The following is an 18,807-nucleotide window of genomic DNA, read 5'->3' as shown; positions in this document are numbered from 1 at the left end:
ATCACGCAGCGCCCGCAGTGATCGCATGAGCACGGACCCCGTGACCAGCGAGACTGCGGGCGCTGCGCTGTCCCCGGAGCGCGCCCGGGGCAGGCGCCTGCTCGCCCTGGCCGCGCTCGCGACCGTCCTGCTCCTGGTCGCGGCGCTCGGCGTGCGCACCTTCGTCACTGCGCCGTTCCGCGTGCCGAGCGCGTCCATGGAGCCGACCCTCCAGGTGGGGGACGTGCTCCTGGCGGATCGCACTGCCGGGGGGCGCGCGGAGCGCGGAGAGATCGTGGTGTTCGACGGGTCGGGCTACCTCCCCGGCACCGAGGACTCCCCGTTCTTCGTGAAGCGGGTGATCGCCGTGGGCGGGGACACCATCCGCTGCTGCGACGAATCGGGTGCGCTCGTGCTCAACGGCGTCCCGCTCTCCGAGCCCTACCTCGCCCCGGGCACGGCCCCGAGCACGATCGCCTTCGACCTCGAGGTGCCGCGCGGGCGCATGTTCGTGATGGGGGACAACCGCGCGGACTCCACGGATTCTCGCCACCTCCTCGGCGCGCCGGGCGGCGGCATGATCCCGGTGGAGCGCGTGACGGGTGAGGCCAGTCGCATCGTCTGGCCGCTGGAGAGGTCCGGACCGCTCGCGCCGGTAGAATCGGCGCGATGACTGAGAAGGCGCCCCGCGCGGCCGGCACCCCCGCCGCGGATCTCCCTGCCGACGGCACGGAGGATTTGCGCGGCGCCACCGGCACCGCGACCGCGAGCAGCGCGGGAGAGGCCGACGGCCCCGCCGAGGGCGCCCACGCCGCCGAGCGGAGAGGGTTCACCTACCGCGGCAGCTGGCTCGACTACCTGGTCACGATGGTGGTCGCGCTGGTGATCGCGGTCCTGGTGAAGACCTTTTTGATCCAGCCGTTCTACATCCCCTCGGAGTCGATGAACCCGGCTCTCATCACGGATGACAAGATCGTCGTCTCCAAGCTGACGCCCGGCGTGTTCGATCTCCAGCGCGGGGACGTCATCGTCTTCGAGGACACCCAGCACTGGGTCGGATCGACCGCGAACGGCCCTCACGGCCCTCGCTACCAGCTGCAGCAGGTGCTGAGCTGGGTGGGCCTGGCGCCTGATCCCGCGCAGAACCACCTCGTGAAGCGCCTCATCGGCCTGCCCGGCGACCACGTGGTCTGCGCAGAGCGGGGCAGTGCGCTGCAGGTCAACGGCGTCACCCTCGATGAGCCCTACATCAATCCCGCAACGCCCGCCTGCCAGGTCGCATTCGACATCACCGTCCCCTCGGGCGACGTCTGGGTGATGGGGGACAACCGCTACGCCTCGGCGGATTCCGCCTATCACAGCGCCAACGGCCAGCCGGCGTTCATCCCGCTGGACGACGTCACCGGCAAGGCCGTCGCGGTCTTCTGGCCGGTCAGCCACTGGTCGGGACTGGACGACGGCGAGGAGACCTTCGCGGACGTCCCGCCGGCGTCCTGAGCGATGGCTCCCCGGATCGTCCCGACGTACGACGTCGAGCTCGCGCTCGCGCGCGAAGCCGTCGGCCGGAGCGCCGCCCCGCGGGGAGGAGCCGTGATCGTCGGCGTCGATGAGGTCGGCCGCGGCGCCCTCGCCGGGCCCGTCGTGATCGGCGCCTGCGCCGTGCTCGTGCAGGACGGCCGCTGCGTGACGCCCCTGCCGGAGGGGATCCGGGATTCCAAGGCGCTGACGGCCCGCCGCCGCGAGCTCCTCGCCCCTGCGATCCGCGAGAGCGCGCACGCCTGGGCGCTCGGCTCCGCGAGCCCGGAGGAGATCGACGAGCGGGGGATCATGGCGGTGCTCGCACTCGCGACCGCCCGAGCCATCGCCGCCCTTCCCTGCGCGGTCGACGCGATCATCATGGACGGCAGCGTCGACGTCATCACCCCCGCCCTCGCAGACCTCCGCCGCTCGGGGGAGAGCGGCTCCGCTCTCCTCGAGGGCCCGCCGCCGCGCGTGCACGTCCAGGTGAAGGCCGATCGCGACTGCGCGAGCGTGGCTGCGGCGAGCATCCTGGCGAAGGTCGACCGAGACGCGGGCATGGTCGCTCTCGCCGAGAGCGCCCCGGACTACGGCTGGGGGCAGAACAAGGGCTACGGGGCCGCGGCGCACCGCGCGGCGATCGCGCGTCTCGGCCCGCATGCCGCCCATCGGCGCTCCTGGAATCTCCTGCCGAGCGCGCAGGCGGCTCTCCTGCAGATCCCCACCAGCGGCACTGGCGTACTGTGGGAGGCCCGGGACGGCGACCCTCGCCCGGGTGAGGAGGAGGCGCAGCGATGAGCACGCAGGATCTCGAGAACTACGAGTCCGACATGGAGCTGCAGCTGATCCGGGAGTACCGGGACGTTGCCAGCCTGTTCACCTACGTGGTGGAGACCGATCGCCGCTTCTACCTGTGCAACCAGGTCGACATGCAGGTCCGCTCCGCCGGCGGCGAGGTGTTCTACGAGCTCACCCTGGCCGACGTCTGGGTCTGGGACATCTACCGCGCGAGCCGCTTCGTGCGCTCCGTGCGCGTGGTGACGTTCAAGGACGTCAACATCGAAGAGCTCGCGAAGCCCGACATCTCCCTGCCCTGAGCGGGCCGCGAATCCTCCCCACGCGAGCGTTCTCCACAGCGGACTCGTTGCGCTGACGGGACCGCGGGCGCCCGCACGATGCTGGGGGCATGACCACCCAGGCTCCGGCGATCCGCCTTCCCGTCCCGCTCCCCGTCTCCCAGCTCACCACCCGCCAGCTCGGGCAGGCCGGTGAGGACCTCATCGCCGAGCTGCTCGCCGCGGCCGGATGGACCGTCGTGGATCGCAACGTGCGCTTCCGCACGGGGGAGATCGACATCGTCGCGATCGACGGCTGGACCCTCGTCTTCCTCGAGGTGAAGACGCGCCGCACCCTCGTCACGGGCCTCCCGCAGGCGTCGGTCACCCCGCAGAAGCTCCGGCGACTGCGCCAGCTCGCGGGGGAGTACCTGCTGACGCATTCCCCGCGCCACCGCGACCTGCGGATCGACGTCGTCGCCGTCGAGGTGCGGGCCGACGGCACCTGCGTGATCGAGCATCTGCCCGGGGTGTTCTGATGGAGGTCGCCCGCACGCTCTCGATCGCCCTGGCCGGTCTCGAGGGGACGCTCGTGGAGATCGAGGCGGACGTCTCGCCGGGCCTGCCGGTCTTCTCCCTCGTAGGCCTCCCCGACAGCTCCACCCTGCAGTCCCGCGACCGCGTGCGCGCCGCAGCCGCCCAGATCGGCGCCTCGCTCGCCCAGCGCCGCATCACCGTGAACATGAGCCCCGCCTGGATCGCCAAGAGCGGCTCCGGCTTCGACCTCGGGATCGCGGTCGCCGTGCTCGCGGCGCAGGGCGTCATCCCCGCCGCGGCCATCGCGCCCGTGCTGCACCTCGGGGAGCTCAGCCTCGACGGGCTGCTGCGCCCGGTCCCGGGAATCCTGCCCGCGCTGCTCGCCGCGCGCGCCGCCGGGGTGCGCACGGTCGTCGTGCCCGACTCCAACGCCGCCGAGGCGCAGCTCGTCGACGGCATCAGGGTCATCGCCGCTCCCGACCTCGCTGCTGTGCTCCGTGCGCATGGAGCACGCATCCCCCTTACGCCGCCGCGGCCCGCGCAGGCCCCGGCCGCGGACGCTCCCACCCCCGCTGCCGAACCCCCCTCCCCGCCGGACTTCCGCGATGTGATCGGCCAGCACCAGGCGCGCTTCGCGGCCGAGGTCGCCGCAGCGGGCGGGCATCACCTCCTGCTCCAGGGACCGCCCGGCGCCGGGAAGACGATGATCGCCTCGCGGCTGCCCGGGATCCTGCCGCAGCTCGAGGCCGAGGACGCCCTCGCGGTCAGCGCGATCCGCTCGCTGTCCGGCAGATTCGACGCCCGCGGCGGACTGATCCGGACCCCTCCTTTCGAGAGCCCCCACCACACCGCCACCGCCTCGGCCATGGTCGGCGGCGGCAGCGGGATCGCCCGGCCCGGCGCGATCTCCCGCGCCCATGCCGGCGTCCTGTTCCTCGACGAGGCGCCGGAGTTCGACCGCGCCGTCCTCGAAGCGCTGCGGGAGCCCCTGGAGACGGGAGACGTCACGCTCCATCGCGCCAAGGGCGTGGCTCGCTACCCTGCGCGCTTCCAGCTCGTGCTCGCGGCCAACCCGTGCCCCTGCGGGAAGGGATGGGGCAGCGGGAAGGACTGCTCGTGCACGCCCATGCAGCGCCGCCGGTACGTCTCGCGGCTCTCCGGGCCCGTGCTCGACCGGATCGACATGCGCCTGCAGGTCCCTCCCTCCGCGGTGCAGTCAGGCAGTGCCGAGGGGGCCGAATGCTCCGCGAGCATCGCCGAGCGCGTGCGCACCGCCCGCGCCCGCCAGCAGGAGCGCTTCGCGGCGCATCCCTGGTCCCTCAACAGCCAGATCCCCGGCCCGCAGCTGCGGGGCCGCTTCGCTCCCGAGCCCCAGGCGGCGCGACTGCTCGAGCACGCGCTCGGACGCGGGCGGCTCACCTTGCGCGGCCACGACCGCGTGATGCGCCTGGCCTGGACCCTGGCGGATCTCAGCGGTTCGCCCCGCCCCACAGCCGATCACGTCGGCCGCGCCCTGACACTCCGAGGAGAGGACCAGCGATGAGCATCGAGAATTCCGAGCACGCCGCACGTGCGGAGCACCTCCAGCACACCGATTCCGTCGAGCACGCAGTGCACACAGCGCATCACGTGCTTCCAGCGCAGCACGAGGACGCCGACGGCGAGCGCTGGGCGCGCATCACCTGGTCCCTCCTGGCCGAGCCCGACGACGCCCTCGCGCACGCCGTGTGCACCCAGCTGGGCCCCGTCGCCGCGCTCGATGCCGTGCGCGCAGGGGATGCGGGCGCTCTCGTCGACAGTTGCGGGGGCACCGCGGGGCGCCGCATCGCCGAGGGGATGGCCCGCTGGTCGGCCCGCCTCGCGCAGGTGCGCCCCGAGGAGGTGCTCGAGCAGGCGAACGGCACCGGAATGCGCGTGCTGGTGCCGGGGGACGAGGAATGGCCGCAGGCGCTGGACGATCTCGGGCCAGGCGCTCCGCACTGCCTGTGGGTCCACGGGCCGGGTTCGCTGCCCGCGCTGAGCGGTGCACGGGCAGTCTCCGTCGTGGGCTCGAGGGCGGCCACCACGTACGGGGAGGACTGCGCCGCCGCTCTCGCCTCGCAGCTCGCCGCCGACGGCTGCGCGGTCATCTCCGGCGGCGCCTACGGCATCGATGCCGCGGCGCACCGTGGGGCCCTCGCCGCTCGCGGCGGGGAGACGGTCGCGGTCCTCGCAGGCGGGCTCGACCGGCTCTACCCGCGGGGCAACGCCCGCATGCTCGAGCTGATCCGGGAGCGCTGCCTGCTGGTCTCCGAGGCGCCGCCGGGCACGTCGCCGACGCGCTGGCGGTTCCTCTCGCGGAACCGGCTGATCGCGGCGCTCGGCGCGGTGACGGTCGTGGTGGAGGCGTCCTGGCGCTCCGGTGCGCTGGCCACCGCGAACCGCGCCGCCGAGATCGGGCGCAGCGTCGCGGCGGTGCCGGGACCGGTGACCTCGGCGGCGTCAGCCGGATGCCATCGCCTGATCCGCGAGGGCCAGGCGACGCTCGTCACGGAGATGCAGGACATCCGCGAGCTGCTCCCCGGAGCGGCTCCGGCCGGGGACTCCCGATTCGCGCGCAGCGATGAGCTCGATCTGCTCAGCCCCGCGGATCACCGAATCTGCGCCGCGGTCCCCGCCCGCTCCTGGACGACTGCGGAGCGGATCGCGGGAGAGACCGGGCTGCCTCTGCCCGAGGTGCAGGGCGCGCTCGGCCGGCTCGCGCTGCTCGGGCTCCTCGCGCAGAAGGAGGAGCGGGTGCGGCGCGCCCCCTGAGTCCGCGCATCGGGGAGCCTTCGGCGCCGGCGCCAGCGCCAGAATCCGCGCGTGGGTGCGGCCGTGGAACACTCGGGGGATGACCGCCGCGAGAGAGCACCAGGACGCAGAGCTGATCGCCGCCTTCGCGGCGCACCTGCACCTCGAGCGCGGCCGCTCCGCGCATACGGTGCGCGCCTACCAGCGCGAGGCGCGAGACCTGCTGGCGCACCTGCGCGAGCGCGAGCGGATCGAGATCGCTGAGCTCGATGTCGCGGCGCTGCGCTCCTGGCTCGCGGAGCGCTCCGGAGCCGGGCTCTCCGCCGCCTCGCTCGCTCGTGCGGCCGCGGCGGCGCGCACCTTCACCTCCTGGCTCGCGGCGACGGAGCGGATCCCCCACGACGTCGGGGGCCGGCTGCGGGCGCCGCGCAGAGGCCGTCACCTGCCGACGGTGCTCACGCAGGACCAGGCGGAGGAGCTGATCCGCACCGTGCAGGAAGCCCCGGGCGCCCGGCCGGTCGAACCCGGCACCCCGGCGCCCTCGCCCGCCAGGAGCGCAGGCACGGGTGCGGACTCCGGGACGGACACAGTTGCCGGCAGCCCGGCCGAGGACCCCCGAGCGGAGGCGATCCGCCTGCGCGATGCCGCCGTGCTCGAGCTTCTGTACTCCTCGGGACTGCGGGTCTCGGAGCTGACCGCGCTGGATCTCACCCGGATCGACCACGCTCAGCGCACCGTGCGGGTGCTCGGCAAGGGCGCCAAGGAGCGGATCGTGCCCGTCGGGATCCCGGCGCTGGCCGCGATCGAGGAGTGGCTCGATCGAGGCCGGCCCGTCCTCCTCGCGGGCCGGGAGAGCGCGTCGGTGTTCCTCGGCGCGCGCGGCGGACGCCTCGGCGACCGGGCGGTGCGCGAGCTGGTGGACCGGCACGGCCGCGAGGCGGGCATCGCGCGGCACATCACCCCGCACACGCTGCGCCATACTGCTGCGACCCACCTCGTCGAGGGCGGCGCCGACCTGCGCAGCGTCCAGGATCTCCTCGGGCACGCATCCCTCGGCACGACCCAGATCTACACCCACGTCAGCGCAGAGCGCCTGCGGGCGACCGTGGAGCAGGCCCACCCGCGGGCGTGAGCACGCTCCCGGCCGGCCGCAGGGTGCCGGCCACTGGCAGCAGCACGCTCGGCCGGGGCCCCTCCAGCAGCGGCAGCGGATCGAGATAGTCCTCGCCGCGCCGAGCGCCCAGGTGCAGGCACGCCTGCGCGCAGTGCTCCGTCTGCGCCCCGAGCATCCCGATCACCTCCCCGGCGGCCACGCTCCGCCCGGCCTGCAGGTCCGAGACGACGGGCTCGTACGTGGAGATCAGGCCGTCCGAGTGCAGGATCGAGACCACGGGGCGACCGGCGACCATCCCCGAGAAGCGCACGGTCCCGCTCTCGACCGCGCGCACCTCCCCGCTGCCGCCGATGTCGAGGCCGCGATGCCCCGATGCGTACTGATGCGCGGGGGCGTCGAAAGGCTCCACGACCGGATGGGGGTCGGGCAGCGGCCAGGTCCAGCGCGCGCCGGCGGCAGGAGCAGCGGGTCGGGCGCCGGGAGGGCCGTCTGCTCCTGCGCCGCCCGCTCCTGCGGCACCGGGCATGGGGGAGGCTCCCGTCTCTCGCGCCGCGGTCGCGGCAGTCGCTGCCAGCGCGCGGGCGTCGGCCGGGGGAGTGGGCGCCGGCGGGGGAGCCGCCGGGGCGAGCGGAGCGCCCAGCACGAGGGCGATCGCGAGCGCGATTGCAGTGAGAAGAGGAAGAGGAAGAGGAAGAGGCGCAGAGGCAGAGGCGAGCGGCATGGGCCGAGCCTCCTGCCTGCGGGCCCGTCCCGTGCGGTCGCGGCCCGTGCGGGGGAGAACCCGGCGCTGGGGAGGACTCGCGCGCGTCAGCGCGCGGAAGCGCAGCGGGGGCCTGCCGCGGTGACGCACGCAGGAGCGACTCACGCAGTAGTGACGCACGGCGCCCCGCCCCCGACTGCGCGGGCGCACCTGCGTCGGATAGAGTGACCCCAGCACCCGGCTCGTCCGGGTGACTTCGCGTGCCCGCACGGTTCCTCCGTCCAGCGGTCCTCGCCATTCCCCGCAGCAAGGCGTCCCCGGATACCTGCGCGCAGCGGCAGGAGGCGGGGCGGCCGGAGAGCCGGGCACCAGGCCTCCGCCATCCGGTGGGAGGGACAACCCAGAATGCAGGTCCTGCGCGATGACCGCGGACGCCCACGAGGTGCGCCGTGCGAGCCCAGGACCAGGAAAGAGACATCATGGCAGTCGTTACCCTGCGCCAGCTCCTCGAGAGCGGCGTCCACTTCGGTCACCAGACCCGTCGCTGGAACCCGAAGGTCAAGCGCTTCATCTTCGCCGAGCGCAACGGCATCTACATCGTCGATCTGCTGCAGACCCTCACCTACATCGACAAGGCGTACGAGTTCGTGCGCGAGACCGTCGCCCACGGCGGCACGGTCCTCTTCGTCGGCACCAAGCGCCAGGCGCAGGAGCCGATCCGCGAGCAGGCGACCCGCGTGGGCATGCCCTACGTGAACCAGCGCTGGCTCGGCGGCATGCTGACCAACCTGCAGACGGTGTCCGCTCGCGTGACCCGCCTCAAGGAGCTCGAGCTCGTGGACTTCGACGATGTGGCCTCCTCCGGCCGCACGAAGAAGGAGCTGCTCATGATGCGCCGCGAGAAGGACAAGCTGTCGAAGACCCTCGGCGGCATCCGCGACATGGCGCGCACCCCCAGCGCCGTGTGGATCGTGGACACCAACAAGGAGCACCTCGCCATCGACGAGGCGCACAAGCTCAACATCCCGGTCGTCGCGATCCTCGACACCAACTGCGACCCCGACGACATCGCCTACCCGATCCCGGGCAACGATGACGCGATCCGCTCGGTCGAGCTGCTCACCCGCGTCATCGCCGATGCCGTCGCCGCTGGCCTCCAGGCCCGCCACGCGAAGGACGAGCGCCGCGAGCGCAACGTCTCGGCCGTCGACGCCGAGCCGCTGGCGGAGTGGGAGCAGGAGCTGCTGAAGCAGTCCGAGGTCCAGCAGTCCGACGCCCCTGCGGAGGAGTCCGTCGCTGCGGGCGAGACCGCCGAGGCGCCCCTGGAGGCCGAGGTCTCCGAGACCGCTGCGGTCGTCGAGAACGGCACCGAGGCCCCCGCGGCCGAGGTCGCCGAGAAGACCGAGACCACCGAGTCCTGACCGTCGCACCGGAGGGCGCGGGCGCCTGCTCGCGCCCTCCGGCACTGACCATCACCTCCACCACAGAAGGAAGTCACCATGGCCAACTACACGGCTGCTGACATCAAGGAGATCCGCGAGTCCACCGGCGCCGGCATGCTCGACGTCAAGAAGGCTCTGGACGAGGCCGACGGCGACAAGGCGAAGGCTGTCGAGCTGATCCGCGTCAAGGGGCTGAAGGGCATCGCCAAGCGCGAGGGCCGCAGCGCCTCCGAGGGCCTGATCGCGTTCTCGATCCGCGATCTGGACGACCAGCAGGAGGGCACGCTCATCGAGCTGAACTCCGAGACCGACTTCGTCGCCAAGAACGCGAAGTTCGTCGCCCTGGGCGACGAGGCCGTCGCCGCCGCCGTCGAGTCCGGTGCGCAGAACCCCGAGGATCTCGCGGAGACCGCGTTCGGCGAGGCGCTGACCACCGCCGGCGCGACCATGGGCGAGAAGATCGTCGTGCGCCGCATCGGCCGCGTCCTCGGCGACAAGGTCACCGAGTACATGCACCGCACCAACAAGGACCTGCCCCCGCAGGTCGGCGTGCTGGTGGCGACCGACGAGAAGGGCGCCGAGGTCGCTCGCGACATCGCGATGCACATCGCCGCCTACTCGCCGCTCTACCTGACCCGCGAGGACGTCCCCGCGGAGACGGTCGAGAACGAGCGTCGCATCGCCGAGGAGACCGCGAAGAACGAGGGCAAGCCGGAAGCCGCGCTGCCCAAGATCGTCGAGGGCCGCCTGACCGGCTTCTTCAAGGAGAACGTGCTGCTGGACCAGGCGTTCGCCAAGGATCCCAAGCAGACCGTCGGCAAGGTGCTCGAGTCCGTGGGCGGCACGCTCACCGGCTTCGTGCGCTTCCGCGTCGGCAACTGATCTCCCCGGGGCCATTCCGGTCCCGACGCAGCGGCCCCGCACCTCCTGGTGCGGGGCCGCCGTGCGTCCGGCCCCCGAGGATGCGGGGGTGGTCACCTTCGACCAGCTCGGCAGGAGGTCCGCCCATCCGGCCCGGTAAGCTCTGCGAAGACTTCGAGCGGAAGGACCACCATGGCCCAGGCGACCATCACCTCGCAGATTCCCGTGCTCCCCAAGAAGGCTGACGGGCGCCGCGTGCTCCTGAAGCTCTCCGGTGAGGCGTTCGGGGGAGGGGCGGTCGGTGTGAATCCCGACGTCATCTCCCGCATCGCCGGAGAGATCGCCGAGGGCGTCGCCCAGGGTGTCGAGTGCGCGATCGTCGTCGGCGGAGGGAACTTCTTCCGCGGGGCGGAGCTGTCCCAGCGCGGCATGGATCGCCGTCGCGCCGACTACATGGGCATGCTCGGCACGGTCATGAACTCCCTCGCGATGCAGGACTTCCTCGAGCAGAAGGGCGTCTCCACTCGCGTCCAGACCGCCATCTCCATGGGCCAGGTCGCCGAGCCGTACCTCCCGCTGCGCGCCGTGCGGCACCTCGAGAAGGGCCGCGTGGTCATCTTCGGCGCGGGAGCGGGGATGCCGTACTTCTCCACCGACACCGTGGCCGTGCAGCGCGCCCTGGAGATCGGCTGCCAGGAGGTGCTGATGGGCAAGAACGGCGTGGACGGCGTCTACACGGCCGATCCGCGGCTCGATCCCACCGCCACCAAGCTCGACCAGGTCACCTACGCCGACGCCCTCCAGCGGGGCCTGCGCGTGGTGGATGCCACGGCGTTCAGCCTGTGCATGGACAACAGCCAGCCGATGGTCGTCTTCGGGCTCGACGAGCCGGGCAGCATCACCCGCGCCATGGTCGGCGAGCGCATCGGCACCATCGTCACCGGCGGCTGAGCGGCCCCCTCAGCGAGCCCGGCGGCGCGGTGAGGGACAATGGAACGGAACACGGGGCCCCATTCGGCCCCGTCCCCCTACCGGATCAGAATGAGGAGCACCCCATGAGCGAGGACATCTCGGGCATCATGCAGGACGCCGAGTCGAAGATGGCCAAGACCATCGACGTCACCAAGGAGGAGTTCACGACGATCCGCACGGGTCGCGCGAACGCCGCGATGTTCCAGAACATCACCGTGGAGTACTACGGCGCCCCCACCCCCCTGAACCAGCTCGCCTCGCTGCAGTTCCCCGAGGCGCGCACGGTCATCGTGACCCCGTACGACAAGTCCGCAACCACCGCGGTGGAGACTGCCCTGCGCGAGAGCGACCTGGGCGTGAACCCCACGAACAACGGCGACAACCTGCGCCTGGTGCTCCCCGCCCTCACGGAGGAGCGCCGCCGCGACTACGTGAAGCAGGCGAAGAACAAGGCCGAGGACGGCCGCATCGCCGTGCGCGGCACCCGCGGCAACGCGAAGAAGGCCATCGAGAAGCTCGTGAAGGACAAGGAGATCGGCGAGGACGAGGGCACGCGCGCCGAGAAGGACCTCGAGGCGCTCACCAAGAAGTACATCGAGCAGATCGACCAGGCCCTCGCCGCCAAGGAGACGGAGCTCGCGACCGTCTGAGCCCTGCGCTCCGACCCGCGCTCCGACGCCCCTGTGACGCTCTCCACCCAGGCACCCGACCGCGCCGCCTCGTCCCCTGACGAGGCGGCGCCGGTCCTCCCTGTTCCGACGGAGAAGCACCGCGGCGCCGGTCGCAACCTGCCGGCGGCGATCGGCGTGGGCGTCGGGCTGGTCCTCGTCCTGCTCGCGTGCATCTTCGTGCTCCCCCAGGCGTTCCCCGTGCTCATCGCGGTGGGGATGCTGCTGGCGGTTCTCGAGCTCACGCGCGCCCTGGCCAGCGGCGGCCTCCACGTCCCCGCGCTCCCCGTGCTGGTGGGCGTGATCGGGATGGTCGTCTCCACGGTGGTGTTCCAGCTCGACGGGCTCGTGCTCGCCACCGCCGTCGCCGTGTGCGTGGTAATCCTCTGGCGGGTCGCGGAGTCGATGGGCCTGCTGGCGATGCGGGACGTCGCCGCGGGCGTGTTCACGATCGCGTGGGTCCCGTTCCTCGGCTGCTTCGCCCTGCTGCTGTTCGACCGCCCGGACGGCGCGATCCTCGTGCTGATCGCAATCCTGGTGCCGGTCGCGAGCGATATCGGCGGGTACATCGCCGGGGTGCTGCTGGGCTCGCATGCGATGGCCCCCTCGATCAGCCCCAAGAAGAGCTGGGAGGGCTTCGGCGGCTCCCTCGTGCTCGGCACCGCCGTGGCCGTCGGCCTGACGACCCTCGTCGACGGCCCGCCCTGGTGGATGGGCGTCATCCTCGGTGTCGTGCTGGTGGTCATCGCCACCGGCGGCGACCTCGCCGAATCGCTGCTCAAGCGCGACCTCGGCATCAAGGACATGGGCCACCTGCTGCCCGGCCACGGGGGCGTGATGGACCGCATCGACTCGATCCTGCTCGCCGCGCCCGCCACCTACATCCTCCTGGAGATCCTCGCACCATGACCACCTCCCTGCCCGATCCCTCCGTGCGCCCGCTGCCGGACCTGTCCCGCGAGGCGATCCCGGGCGAGAAGGTCGCACTCGCACCCGGGCAGCTGCAGCTGCGGCCGACGCGCCGCGGCAAGCCCCCGGCCCACCTCGCCGATCTCTCCCTTGAGGAGCGCAAGGAGGCCGTGGTCGAGATGGGCCTGCCCGCGTTCCGCGCGAAGCAGCTCTCGGTGCACTACTTCGAGCACGCCCAGGTCGATCCCGAGCAGATGACCGATCTGCCCAAGGACCAGCGCGAGCGCCTCGCAGAGCGCTTCTTCCCCCAGCTGCTGACCCTGGTCTCGATGCAGAGCGCCGACAACGGCGCGACGCAGAAGATGCTGTGGCGGCTGTTCGACGGCTCGCTCGTGGAGTCCGTGCTCATGCGGTACACCGGGCGCATCACGCTGTGCATCTCCTCCGAGGCGGGCTGCGGGATGAACTGCCCGTTCTGCGCGACCGGCCAGATGGGGCTCACGCGCAACCTCTCCACGGCCGAGATCCTCGAGCAGGTGCGCATCGCGAACCGGAAGCTCATGGACGGCGAGGTGCCCGGCGGGCCGGGCCGCGTCTCGAACATCGTGTTCATGGGGATGGGGGAGCCGCTGGCGAACTACCGGCCGGTGGCGACCACGTGCAAGCGGCTGAACGCGCCCGCGCCGGAGGGCTTCGGGATGAGCGCGCGCAACATCACCGTCTCGACCGTCGGCCTCGCGCCGGCGGTGCGCAAGCTGATCAAGGAGGAGATCCCGGTGACCCTGGCCGTGTCCCTCCATGCGCCCGACGACGCCCTGCGCAACGAGCTCGTGCCCATCAACACGCGGTTCGACATCGACGAGATCCTCGGCGCGGCCTACGAGTACTTCGAGGCCACGGGGCGGCGCGTCTCCATCGAGTACGCACTCATCCGCGACATCAACGACCAGGAGCACCGCGCGCAGCTCCTCGCCGACCGCCTGATCGCCCAGGGCGGCGCCCACTGGATCCACGTCAACCCGATCCCGCTGAACCCCGTCAAGGGCTCGAAGTGGACGGCCTCGGATCCCCTGGTCGAGAAGCGCTTCGTGGAGACCTTGCGCGACAGCGGCATCCACACCACCGTGCGGGACACCCGCGGATCCGACATCGACGGCGCCTGCGGCCAGCTCGCGGCCACCGTCATCGAGACCGAGACGCACCGCGAGGACCGCGAGGCGCGGATGGCACGCGTCGAGGCGGTCGCGGCCCGTACGGGGACCGAGAGCGCGGAGGGCGCGGACGGCTGAGTCCCCGCTCTCGCGCCTTCCCAGCCGCCGCGCTCCCGCTCGCTACAGTGGGGGAGCATCCCTGCACCGCCGCATCCGTCCCACCTGGAGGAGATCCTCGTGACCACGTCCTTCGAGCGCGTCTCGCGCGTCAGCGTCGGCTACTCGCCGCGCGAGGTCGATGAGTTCCTCGCCCGGGCGCGCTCCGCCTACGAGAGCGGCGACTCCTCCTTCGGGACGACGGAGGTGGCCTCGGCGAGCTTCGGCGATGAGCGCGGGGGCTACGACATGCGTGCGGTGGACGAGGCGCTGGACCGCCTCGCCGACGCCTTCGCCCTCCAGCAGCGAGACGCGGAGATCGCCCGCCACGGGGAGAGCGCGTGGATCGCCCAGCTCACCGAGCGCGCGGAGACCCTCAAGGAGCGCCTCGAGCGCCCGGCCGGGCAGCGCTTCGCCCCGGGCGCCGAAGGGGTTCTCTCCTACGACCGCACGGACGTGGACGCCCTGTGCGACCAGCTCGTCGGCTACTTCACCGAGGGCCTTCCGATGAGCGTGGACGATGTGCGCCGGGCGGCCTTCCGTCGGCGCAAGGGTGCCGAGGGGTACCAGGAGGCCGTAGTGGACGTGTACCTCGACCATGTCGCCGATCTGATGGCCTCCGTCCCGTGATCCTCTCCCGCGGGCGCTGCAGCGCCCGGTCCCAGGAGAAGCCGGCACGCCCGTGACGGCTCTGCTGTACGCGGCGGGCGTCGTGCTCGTCGCCCTGGGCATCGGCCTCTCGATCGCCCTGCACGAGATCGGGCACCTGGTGCCCGCCAAGGCCTTCGGCGTGCGCGTCACCCAGTACATGGTCGGCTTCGGGCCGACTCTCTACTCGCGCCGCCGCGGCGAGACCGAGTACGGGATCAAGGCCGTGCCGCTGGGCGGCTACATCCGCATGATCGGCATGTACCCGCCGCGCGCGGCCGATCCGCCCGGCACGATCCGCGAGGACTCCACGGGCCTGTTCCAGCAGATGGCCGACGACGCGAAGGAGTGGGAGGCCGCCCAGTACGACCCCTCCGAGGCCCACCGCACCTTCGCGGCGCTGCCCGTGCGGCGCAAGCTCGTGGTGATGCTCGGCGGCCCCGCGATGAACCTGCTGATCAGCGCTGTGCTGCTCGCCGTGCTCGCGTGCGGGATCGGACTGCCCGCGCCCTCGACCACGATCGAATCGGTCTCCGAGTGCGTGGTCCCCGCCGATGCGCCCGTCGGCACCTCCTGCGAGGGGCGGCCCGAGGCTCCCGCCCTCGCCGCAGGGATCCGCCCGGGCGATGAGCTGGTCTCCATCGACGGGACGCCCATCGCCCAGTGGTCCGACGTCACGACCGCCGTGCGCGGGGCCGGGGGCCGCAGCGTCGAGGTCGTGGTGCGCAGGGACGGCGCCGAGACCACCCTGCATGCCACGCCGATCGTCGATGCGCGGCCCGTCATCGGACCCGACGGCGCCGCGGTGACGCAGGCCGACGGCACCTTCGCCACCGATCAGGTGGGCTTCCTGGGCATCGCCCCCGGGCAGGAGCTGCGCCGGGCCTCGCCGCTCGCAGTCCCCCAGATGGTCTGGCAGACCTTCACCGGCACCGCGCACGTGGTGATCGGGCTCCCCGTGCGGCTCGTGGAGGTCGCGCAGGCGGCGTTCGGCAGCGGGGAGCGGGACCCGAACGGTCCCATCGGCGTGGTGGGGGTGAGCCGGCTCGCCGGCGAGATCGCCTCCGCCGACCAGCCCGGGTTCGATCTCACGGCGAAGATCGCGACGCTCCTGTCGATGCTGGCCTCGCTGAACATGGCCCTGTTCGTGTTCAACCTGATCCCGCTGATGCCTCTGGACGGCGGGCACGTGGCCGGCGCGCTGCTCGAGGGGGCGCGGCGGATGATCGCCCGGCTGCGCGGCCGCCCGGATCCGGGTCCGGTGGACATGTCGCGGCTGCTGCCGCTGACGAACGTCGTCGCGATCGGGTTCCTCGTGATGACGGTCCTGCTGCTGTACGCCGACATCGTCAAGCCTGTGACGCTGTTCCCGTGAGCGCCCCCGCACCGACCCCTCCGAGAGGCTGAGCCCATGTTCTCCCGCGGCGATCGTCTGCGCCCCCTGCGGCTCACCGGAGCCGGCGCCGCCCTGGAGCTCGCGCTGAGCGATCCGCTGCCGAACGCCCTGGGCGGGGCGCGCCTCGCAGACCTCTCCCGCAGCCCCGGCATCGGACAGGAGTTCTCGATCTTCGGCCAGGACCGCCGCCCGCTCGGCGTGATGTGGCACGGAGTGAACCTCTCGCCGATCTCGGCGAGCCCCGCGGCGCTCGAGGCGTTCGGGCAGGAATGGTCCCAGCGCTCGCGCCGCTGCAGCTCCATCGTCGGCGAGCGCCCGGCGATCGAGGCGCTGTGGCGGCACCTCGAGCCCTCCTGGGGCCCTGGAGTGCGCGAGGCCCGCTGGTCCCAGCCGCTGCTGGTGCACCGCGGAGCGAGCGCGGGAGGCCCTGCCCCCAGCGCGACGGAGGACGGCGCCGCTGCGCCGGGGCCAGGAGGGGCGCGCCTCGCCCTGCGGCAGGCGGTGCGCGGCGAGGAGGGCCTCGTGCTGCCCGCCGCCGTCGCGATGTTCCGCGAGGAGGTCGGCGCCGACCCGCTGGCGCACGACGGCGGCCGCGGCTACCGCAGCCGGATCGCGCACCTCATCGCCCAGGGCCGCACCTATGTGGTGATGCGGGAGGGGCGCGTGCTGTTCAAGGCCGACGTCGGCGCGGTGCTGGGCCCGGTGGCGCAGATCCACGGCGTATGGGTGGATCCGGCGCATCGCGGCGAGGGGATCGGTCGGGCGGCGATGGCCGATCTCGCCCGGCAGGTCGCACGGGACCATGCACCCCAGGTGAGCCTCTACGTCAACGATTTCAACGAGCCCGCGCGGCGGGCCTACGCCGCGGCCGGCTTCGTGCAGGCGGGCGAGCTCTCGACGATCCTGTTCTGAGGGGCAGGCGGGCACCGGCGGTCCCGCCGCTCGGCGCGATCAGCGCAGGATTCCCAGCTCTCGCGCGGCGGAGACGGCCGCGGTGCGCGAGGAGACGTCGAGCTTGGTGAACACGTGCACCAGGTGGGACTTCACGGTCGCCTCGCTGATGTGCAGCGACTGGGCGATCGCGCTGTTCGAGGCGCCCTGGGCGACGAGGCGCAGCACCTCGATCTCGCGTGCGGACAGGCTCTCCTGCGGCGCGCGCATCCGCTCCATCAGCCGCCCTGCGATGGCCGGGGCGAGGGCGCTGCGGCCGGCCGCGGCCGCCCGGATCGCCGCCAGCAGCTCTTCGGGCGGGGCGTCCTTCAGCAGGTATCCGCTGGCGCCGGCCTCCACCGCCGCCAGGATGTCCCCTTCGGTGTCGTAGTTCGTCAGCACGAGGACCTGCGGAGCGGGACGGAGCGCGCGGATCTCCCGGGTGGCGTCGGCCCCCGTGGCGGGCCCTGCGAACTGCAGATCCATCAGCACGAGATCGGGGGAGTGCTGCCGGGCGAGAGCGACGACCTCGACGGGGGACGACGCCTCGGCGAGCACCTCGAGGTCTTCCGCGGCGCTCAGGAGCGCTCGCAGCCCCGCGCGCACCACGGGATGGTCATCGGCGATGAGCAGGCGGATCACGGGCGCGGCACCTCGGAATCGGGAAGCGGGGCCCGGACCACGAGACGGGTGCCGCGGCCGGGGGCGGAGTCGATCTGGAGGGTCCCACCGAGATCCGCGGCGCGCTGCGCGATCGCGCGCAGCCCGAAGGAGTCCGGGCGAGAGGCGGCGCCGGCCGCCGCGAGCACTCCGGTCGTACCCTCGGCGAGGCCGGAGGAGTCGAAGCCCGCGCCGTCGTCGGCGATGCTCAGCTGGACGCCGCCGTCCTCCAGCGCGATCTGCACCCGTGCGCGATCGGCCCGCGCGTGCTGGGCGACGTTCGCCAGCGCCCCCTGGCTGATGCGCAGCAGCGCCACCTGCGCGGCGACCGGCAGGTCGAGATCGGCGGGGGCCTCGACCTCGACCTCGAGGCCGGTGCGCTGGGCGATGCCGCGCGCGAGACGGTCGAGAGCGGGTCCCAGGCCCCGCTCGAGATCCTCGGGGGCGAGCTCGCGGATGAAGCGGCGCGCATCGGCCAGGCCGTGCGCCGCGGTCTCGCGGGCGAGGCGCACATGCTCCATGCCTGCGCCGTCCGGGCTCGACTGCTCGGCGGCGTGCAGGAGCATCTGGATGCTCGAGAGGTCCTGGGCGACGGTGTCGTGGATCTCGCGGGCGAGCCGCGATCTCTCGGTCAGCACCCCCTGCTCGCGCTCGGCGGCGGCGAGGACGCTGCGCGTGGCGAGCAGCTCGGCCAGCAGCTCCTCGCGCTCGCGGGCCTCTCGCGCGAGCGCCTGGTACCCCAGGCCGATCAGCAGGGCGACCCCGGCCCCCACGAGCGGACCGACCACCCCGCCGAGGCTGAATCCGTGGTGCAGGCCGAGCGCGAGGATCGCAAGGGCCGTCGCAGCGAGCACACCGATCTCGCCCCACGGGCGCGGCAGGAGGTGCAGGAGCAGGAAGAACAGCGGGAAGACCAGGTAGGCGGCCTCGGGCACCAGCAGCATCAGTCCGGTCCACACCGCGCACAGCCCGCCCAGCCACAGCCGCCCCAGCGCCTGCCGGCGCGCCGGGGGAGCGAGGGACAGCGCGCGCCCGCCCGCATAGAGCGCAGCGAACGCGAGCACGAGGACCAGGGCCAGCGTCGCAATGGAGTCCCCGGTGATCAGCACGCGCACCGCGACCAGCACGAGCAGCGCGGCGGTCAGCACGTGCAGCCCGGCGCGGAGCCCGAGGAAGACGGGGGGCAGGGAGCTGTGCGGCATGGTGCGCCCAGCCTAGTGACCCGGCCTCTTGCGCGGATCCATCGAAAGTTCGATCGCAGAACCCTCCGAGTGCGCGATGCCGCGGGGCGGGACGCCGCGGGAGCCTGGAGGAGTGCTGCGGAGGGACCGCAGCGCGG

Annotated in this window: 20 protein-coding genes; 17 read left to right on the top strand and 3 right to left on the bottom strand. The window is 72.7% G+C overall.

Features of this window, described 5'->3' with window-relative positions; all coding sequences use genetic code 11:
• Window positions 1–25 precede the first annotated feature (25 nt).
• The 8 genes from lepB (Bequi_RS01750) to Bequi_RS01715 all read left to right on the top strand — a co-directional run bounded on the left by lepB (Bequi_RS01750) (window position 26) and on the right by Bequi_RS01715 (window position 6,993).
• Complete coding sequence (gene lepB / locus Bequi_RS01750; RefSeq protein ID WP_249736283.1) at window positions 26–652, top strand: signal peptidase I; 627 nt, start codon at window positions 26–28, stop codon at window positions 650–652.
• Complete coding sequence (lepB, locus tag Bequi_RS01745; RefSeq protein WP_249736282.1) at window positions 649–1,476, top strand: signal peptidase I; 828 nt, start codon at window positions 649–651, stop codon at window positions 1,474–1,476. Before lepB (Bequi_RS01750) ends, lepB (Bequi_RS01745) begins: the two co-directional genes overlap by 4 nt.
• A gap of 3 nt (window positions 1,477–1,479) precedes the next feature.
• The gene (rnhB, locus tag Bequi_RS01740; RefSeq protein WP_249736281.1) at window positions 1,480–2,295 is read left to right on the top strand and encodes a ribonuclease HII; all 816 of its coding nucleotides are present in this window, start codon (window positions 1,480–1,482) and stop codon (window positions 2,293–2,295) included.
• The gene (locus Bequi_RS01735; RefSeq protein WP_249736280.1) at window positions 2,292–2,594 is read left to right on the top strand and encodes a DUF2469 domain-containing protein; all 303 of its coding nucleotides are present in this window, start codon (window positions 2,292–2,294) and stop codon (window positions 2,592–2,594) included. The genes rnhB and Bequi_RS01735 overlap by 4 nt, the downstream gene beginning before the upstream one ends.
• Before the next feature lie 89 nt (window positions 2,595–2,683).
• Entirely contained in the window at window positions 2,684–3,091 is a 408-nt protein-coding gene (locus Bequi_RS01730; RefSeq protein WP_249736279.1) for a YraN family protein, read from the top strand.
• Window positions 3,091–4,632, top strand: coding sequence for a YifB family Mg chelatase-like AAA ATPase (locus Bequi_RS01725; protein ID WP_249736278.1), 1,542 nt, complete (start codon window positions 3,091–3,093; stop codon window positions 4,630–4,632). Before Bequi_RS01730 ends, Bequi_RS01725 begins: the two co-directional genes overlap by 1 nt.
• Window positions 4,629–5,882, top strand: coding sequence for a DNA-processing protein DprA (gene dprA / locus Bequi_RS01720; protein WP_249736277.1), 1,254 nt, complete (start codon window positions 4,629–4,631; stop codon window positions 5,880–5,882). Before Bequi_RS01725 ends, dprA begins: the two co-directional genes overlap by 4 nt.
• A 79-nt stretch (window positions 5,883–5,961) precedes the next feature.
• Window positions 5,962–6,993 carry a tyrosine recombinase XerC gene (locus Bequi_RS01715; protein WP_249736276.1) on the top strand — a complete coding sequence of 344 codons (1,032 nt, stop codon included), beginning with the start codon at window positions 5,962–5,964 and terminating at the stop codon, window positions 6,991–6,993.
• Here the strand turns inward: Bequi_RS01715 and Bequi_RS01710 are convergent.
• Complete coding sequence (locus Bequi_RS01710; RefSeq protein WP_249736275.1) at window positions 6,941–7,696, bottom strand: M23 family metallopeptidase; 756 nt, start codon at window positions 7,694–7,696, stop codon at window positions 6,941–6,943. The genes Bequi_RS01715 and Bequi_RS01710 overlap by 53 nt on opposite strands.
• 458 nt (window positions 7,697–8,154) lie before the next feature.
• On the opposite strand from Bequi_RS01710, the gene rpsB reads away from it, so the two are divergent.
• The 9 genes from rpsB (at window position 8,155) to Bequi_RS01665 (ending at window position 16,790) form a co-directional block, all read left to right on the top strand.
• A complete protein-coding gene (rpsB, locus tag Bequi_RS01705) occupies window positions 8,155–9,096 on the top strand; it encodes a 30S ribosomal protein S2 (protein WP_249736274.1) in 942 nt (313 codons plus the stop codon).
• Between the two features lie 78 nt (window positions 9,097–9,174).
• The gene (gene tsf / locus Bequi_RS01700; RefSeq protein ID WP_249736273.1) at window positions 9,175–9,999 is read left to right on the top strand and encodes a translation elongation factor Ts; all 825 of its coding nucleotides are present in this window, start codon (window positions 9,175–9,177) and stop codon (window positions 9,997–9,999) included.
• 171 nt (window positions 10,000–10,170) lie between these two features.
• Window positions 10,171–10,929 carry a UMP kinase gene (pyrH, locus tag Bequi_RS01695; protein ID WP_249736272.1) on the top strand — a complete coding sequence of 253 codons (759 nt, stop codon included), beginning with the start codon at window positions 10,171–10,173 and terminating at the stop codon, window positions 10,927–10,929.
• Between the two features lie 104 nt (window positions 10,930–11,033).
• Complete coding sequence (gene frr / locus Bequi_RS01690; protein WP_249736271.1) at window positions 11,034–11,600, top strand: ribosome recycling factor; 567 nt, start codon at window positions 11,034–11,036, stop codon at window positions 11,598–11,600.
• Window positions 11,601–11,633: 33 nt separating this feature from the next.
• Window positions 11,634–12,527, top strand: a complete 894-nt coding sequence (locus tag Bequi_RS01685; protein ID WP_249736270.1) for a phosphatidate cytidylyltransferase — start codon at window positions 11,634–11,636, stop codon at window positions 12,525–12,527.
• Complete coding sequence (rlmN, locus tag Bequi_RS01680; protein ID WP_249736269.1) at window positions 12,524–13,816, top strand: dual-specificity RNA methyltransferase RlmN; 1,293 nt, start codon at window positions 12,524–12,526, stop codon at window positions 13,814–13,816. Before Bequi_RS01685 ends, rlmN begins: the two co-directional genes overlap by 4 nt.
• 99 nt (window positions 13,817–13,915) lie before the next feature.
• A complete protein-coding gene (locus Bequi_RS01675) occupies window positions 13,916–14,464 on the top strand; it encodes a DivIVA domain-containing protein (RefSeq protein WP_249736268.1) in 549 nt (182 codons plus the stop codon).
• A gap of 52 nt (window positions 14,465–14,516) precedes the next feature.
• Entirely contained in the window at window positions 14,517–15,857 is a 1,341-nt protein-coding gene (locus Bequi_RS01670) for a M50 family metallopeptidase (protein WP_249736267.1), read from the top strand.
• 36 nt (window positions 15,858–15,893) lie between these two features.
• Complete coding sequence (locus Bequi_RS01665) at window positions 15,894–16,790, top strand: GNAT family N-acetyltransferase (RefSeq protein WP_249736266.1); 897 nt, start codon at window positions 15,894–15,896, stop codon at window positions 16,788–16,790.
• Between the two features lie 39 nt (window positions 16,791–16,829).
• Here Bequi_RS01665 and Bequi_RS01660 read toward each other — a convergent pair whose 3' ends face one another.
• Together Bequi_RS01660 and Bequi_RS01655 are read right to left on the bottom strand one after the other, a co-directional pair.
• The gene (locus Bequi_RS01660; RefSeq protein ID WP_249736265.1) at window positions 16,830–17,450 is read right to left on the bottom strand and encodes a response regulator; all 621 of its coding nucleotides are present in this window, start codon (window positions 17,448–17,450) and stop codon (window positions 16,830–16,832) included.
• Window positions 17,447–18,670 (bottom strand): sensor histidine kinase, encoded by a 1,224-nt coding sequence (locus Bequi_RS01655; RefSeq protein WP_249736264.1) that lies wholly within the window; start codon window positions 18,668–18,670, stop codon window positions 17,447–17,449. The genes Bequi_RS01660 and Bequi_RS01655 overlap by 4 nt, the downstream gene beginning before the upstream one ends.
• Window positions 18,671–18,807 lie beyond the last annotated feature (137 nt).

This window comes from Brachybacterium equifaecis (genome assembly GCF_023509525.1).
Classification (GTDB): Bacteria; Actinomycetota; Actinomycetes; order Actinomycetales; family Dermabacteraceae; genus Brachybacterium; species Brachybacterium equifaecis.
This window is presented reverse-complemented; position numbering and strand designations above follow the sequence as displayed.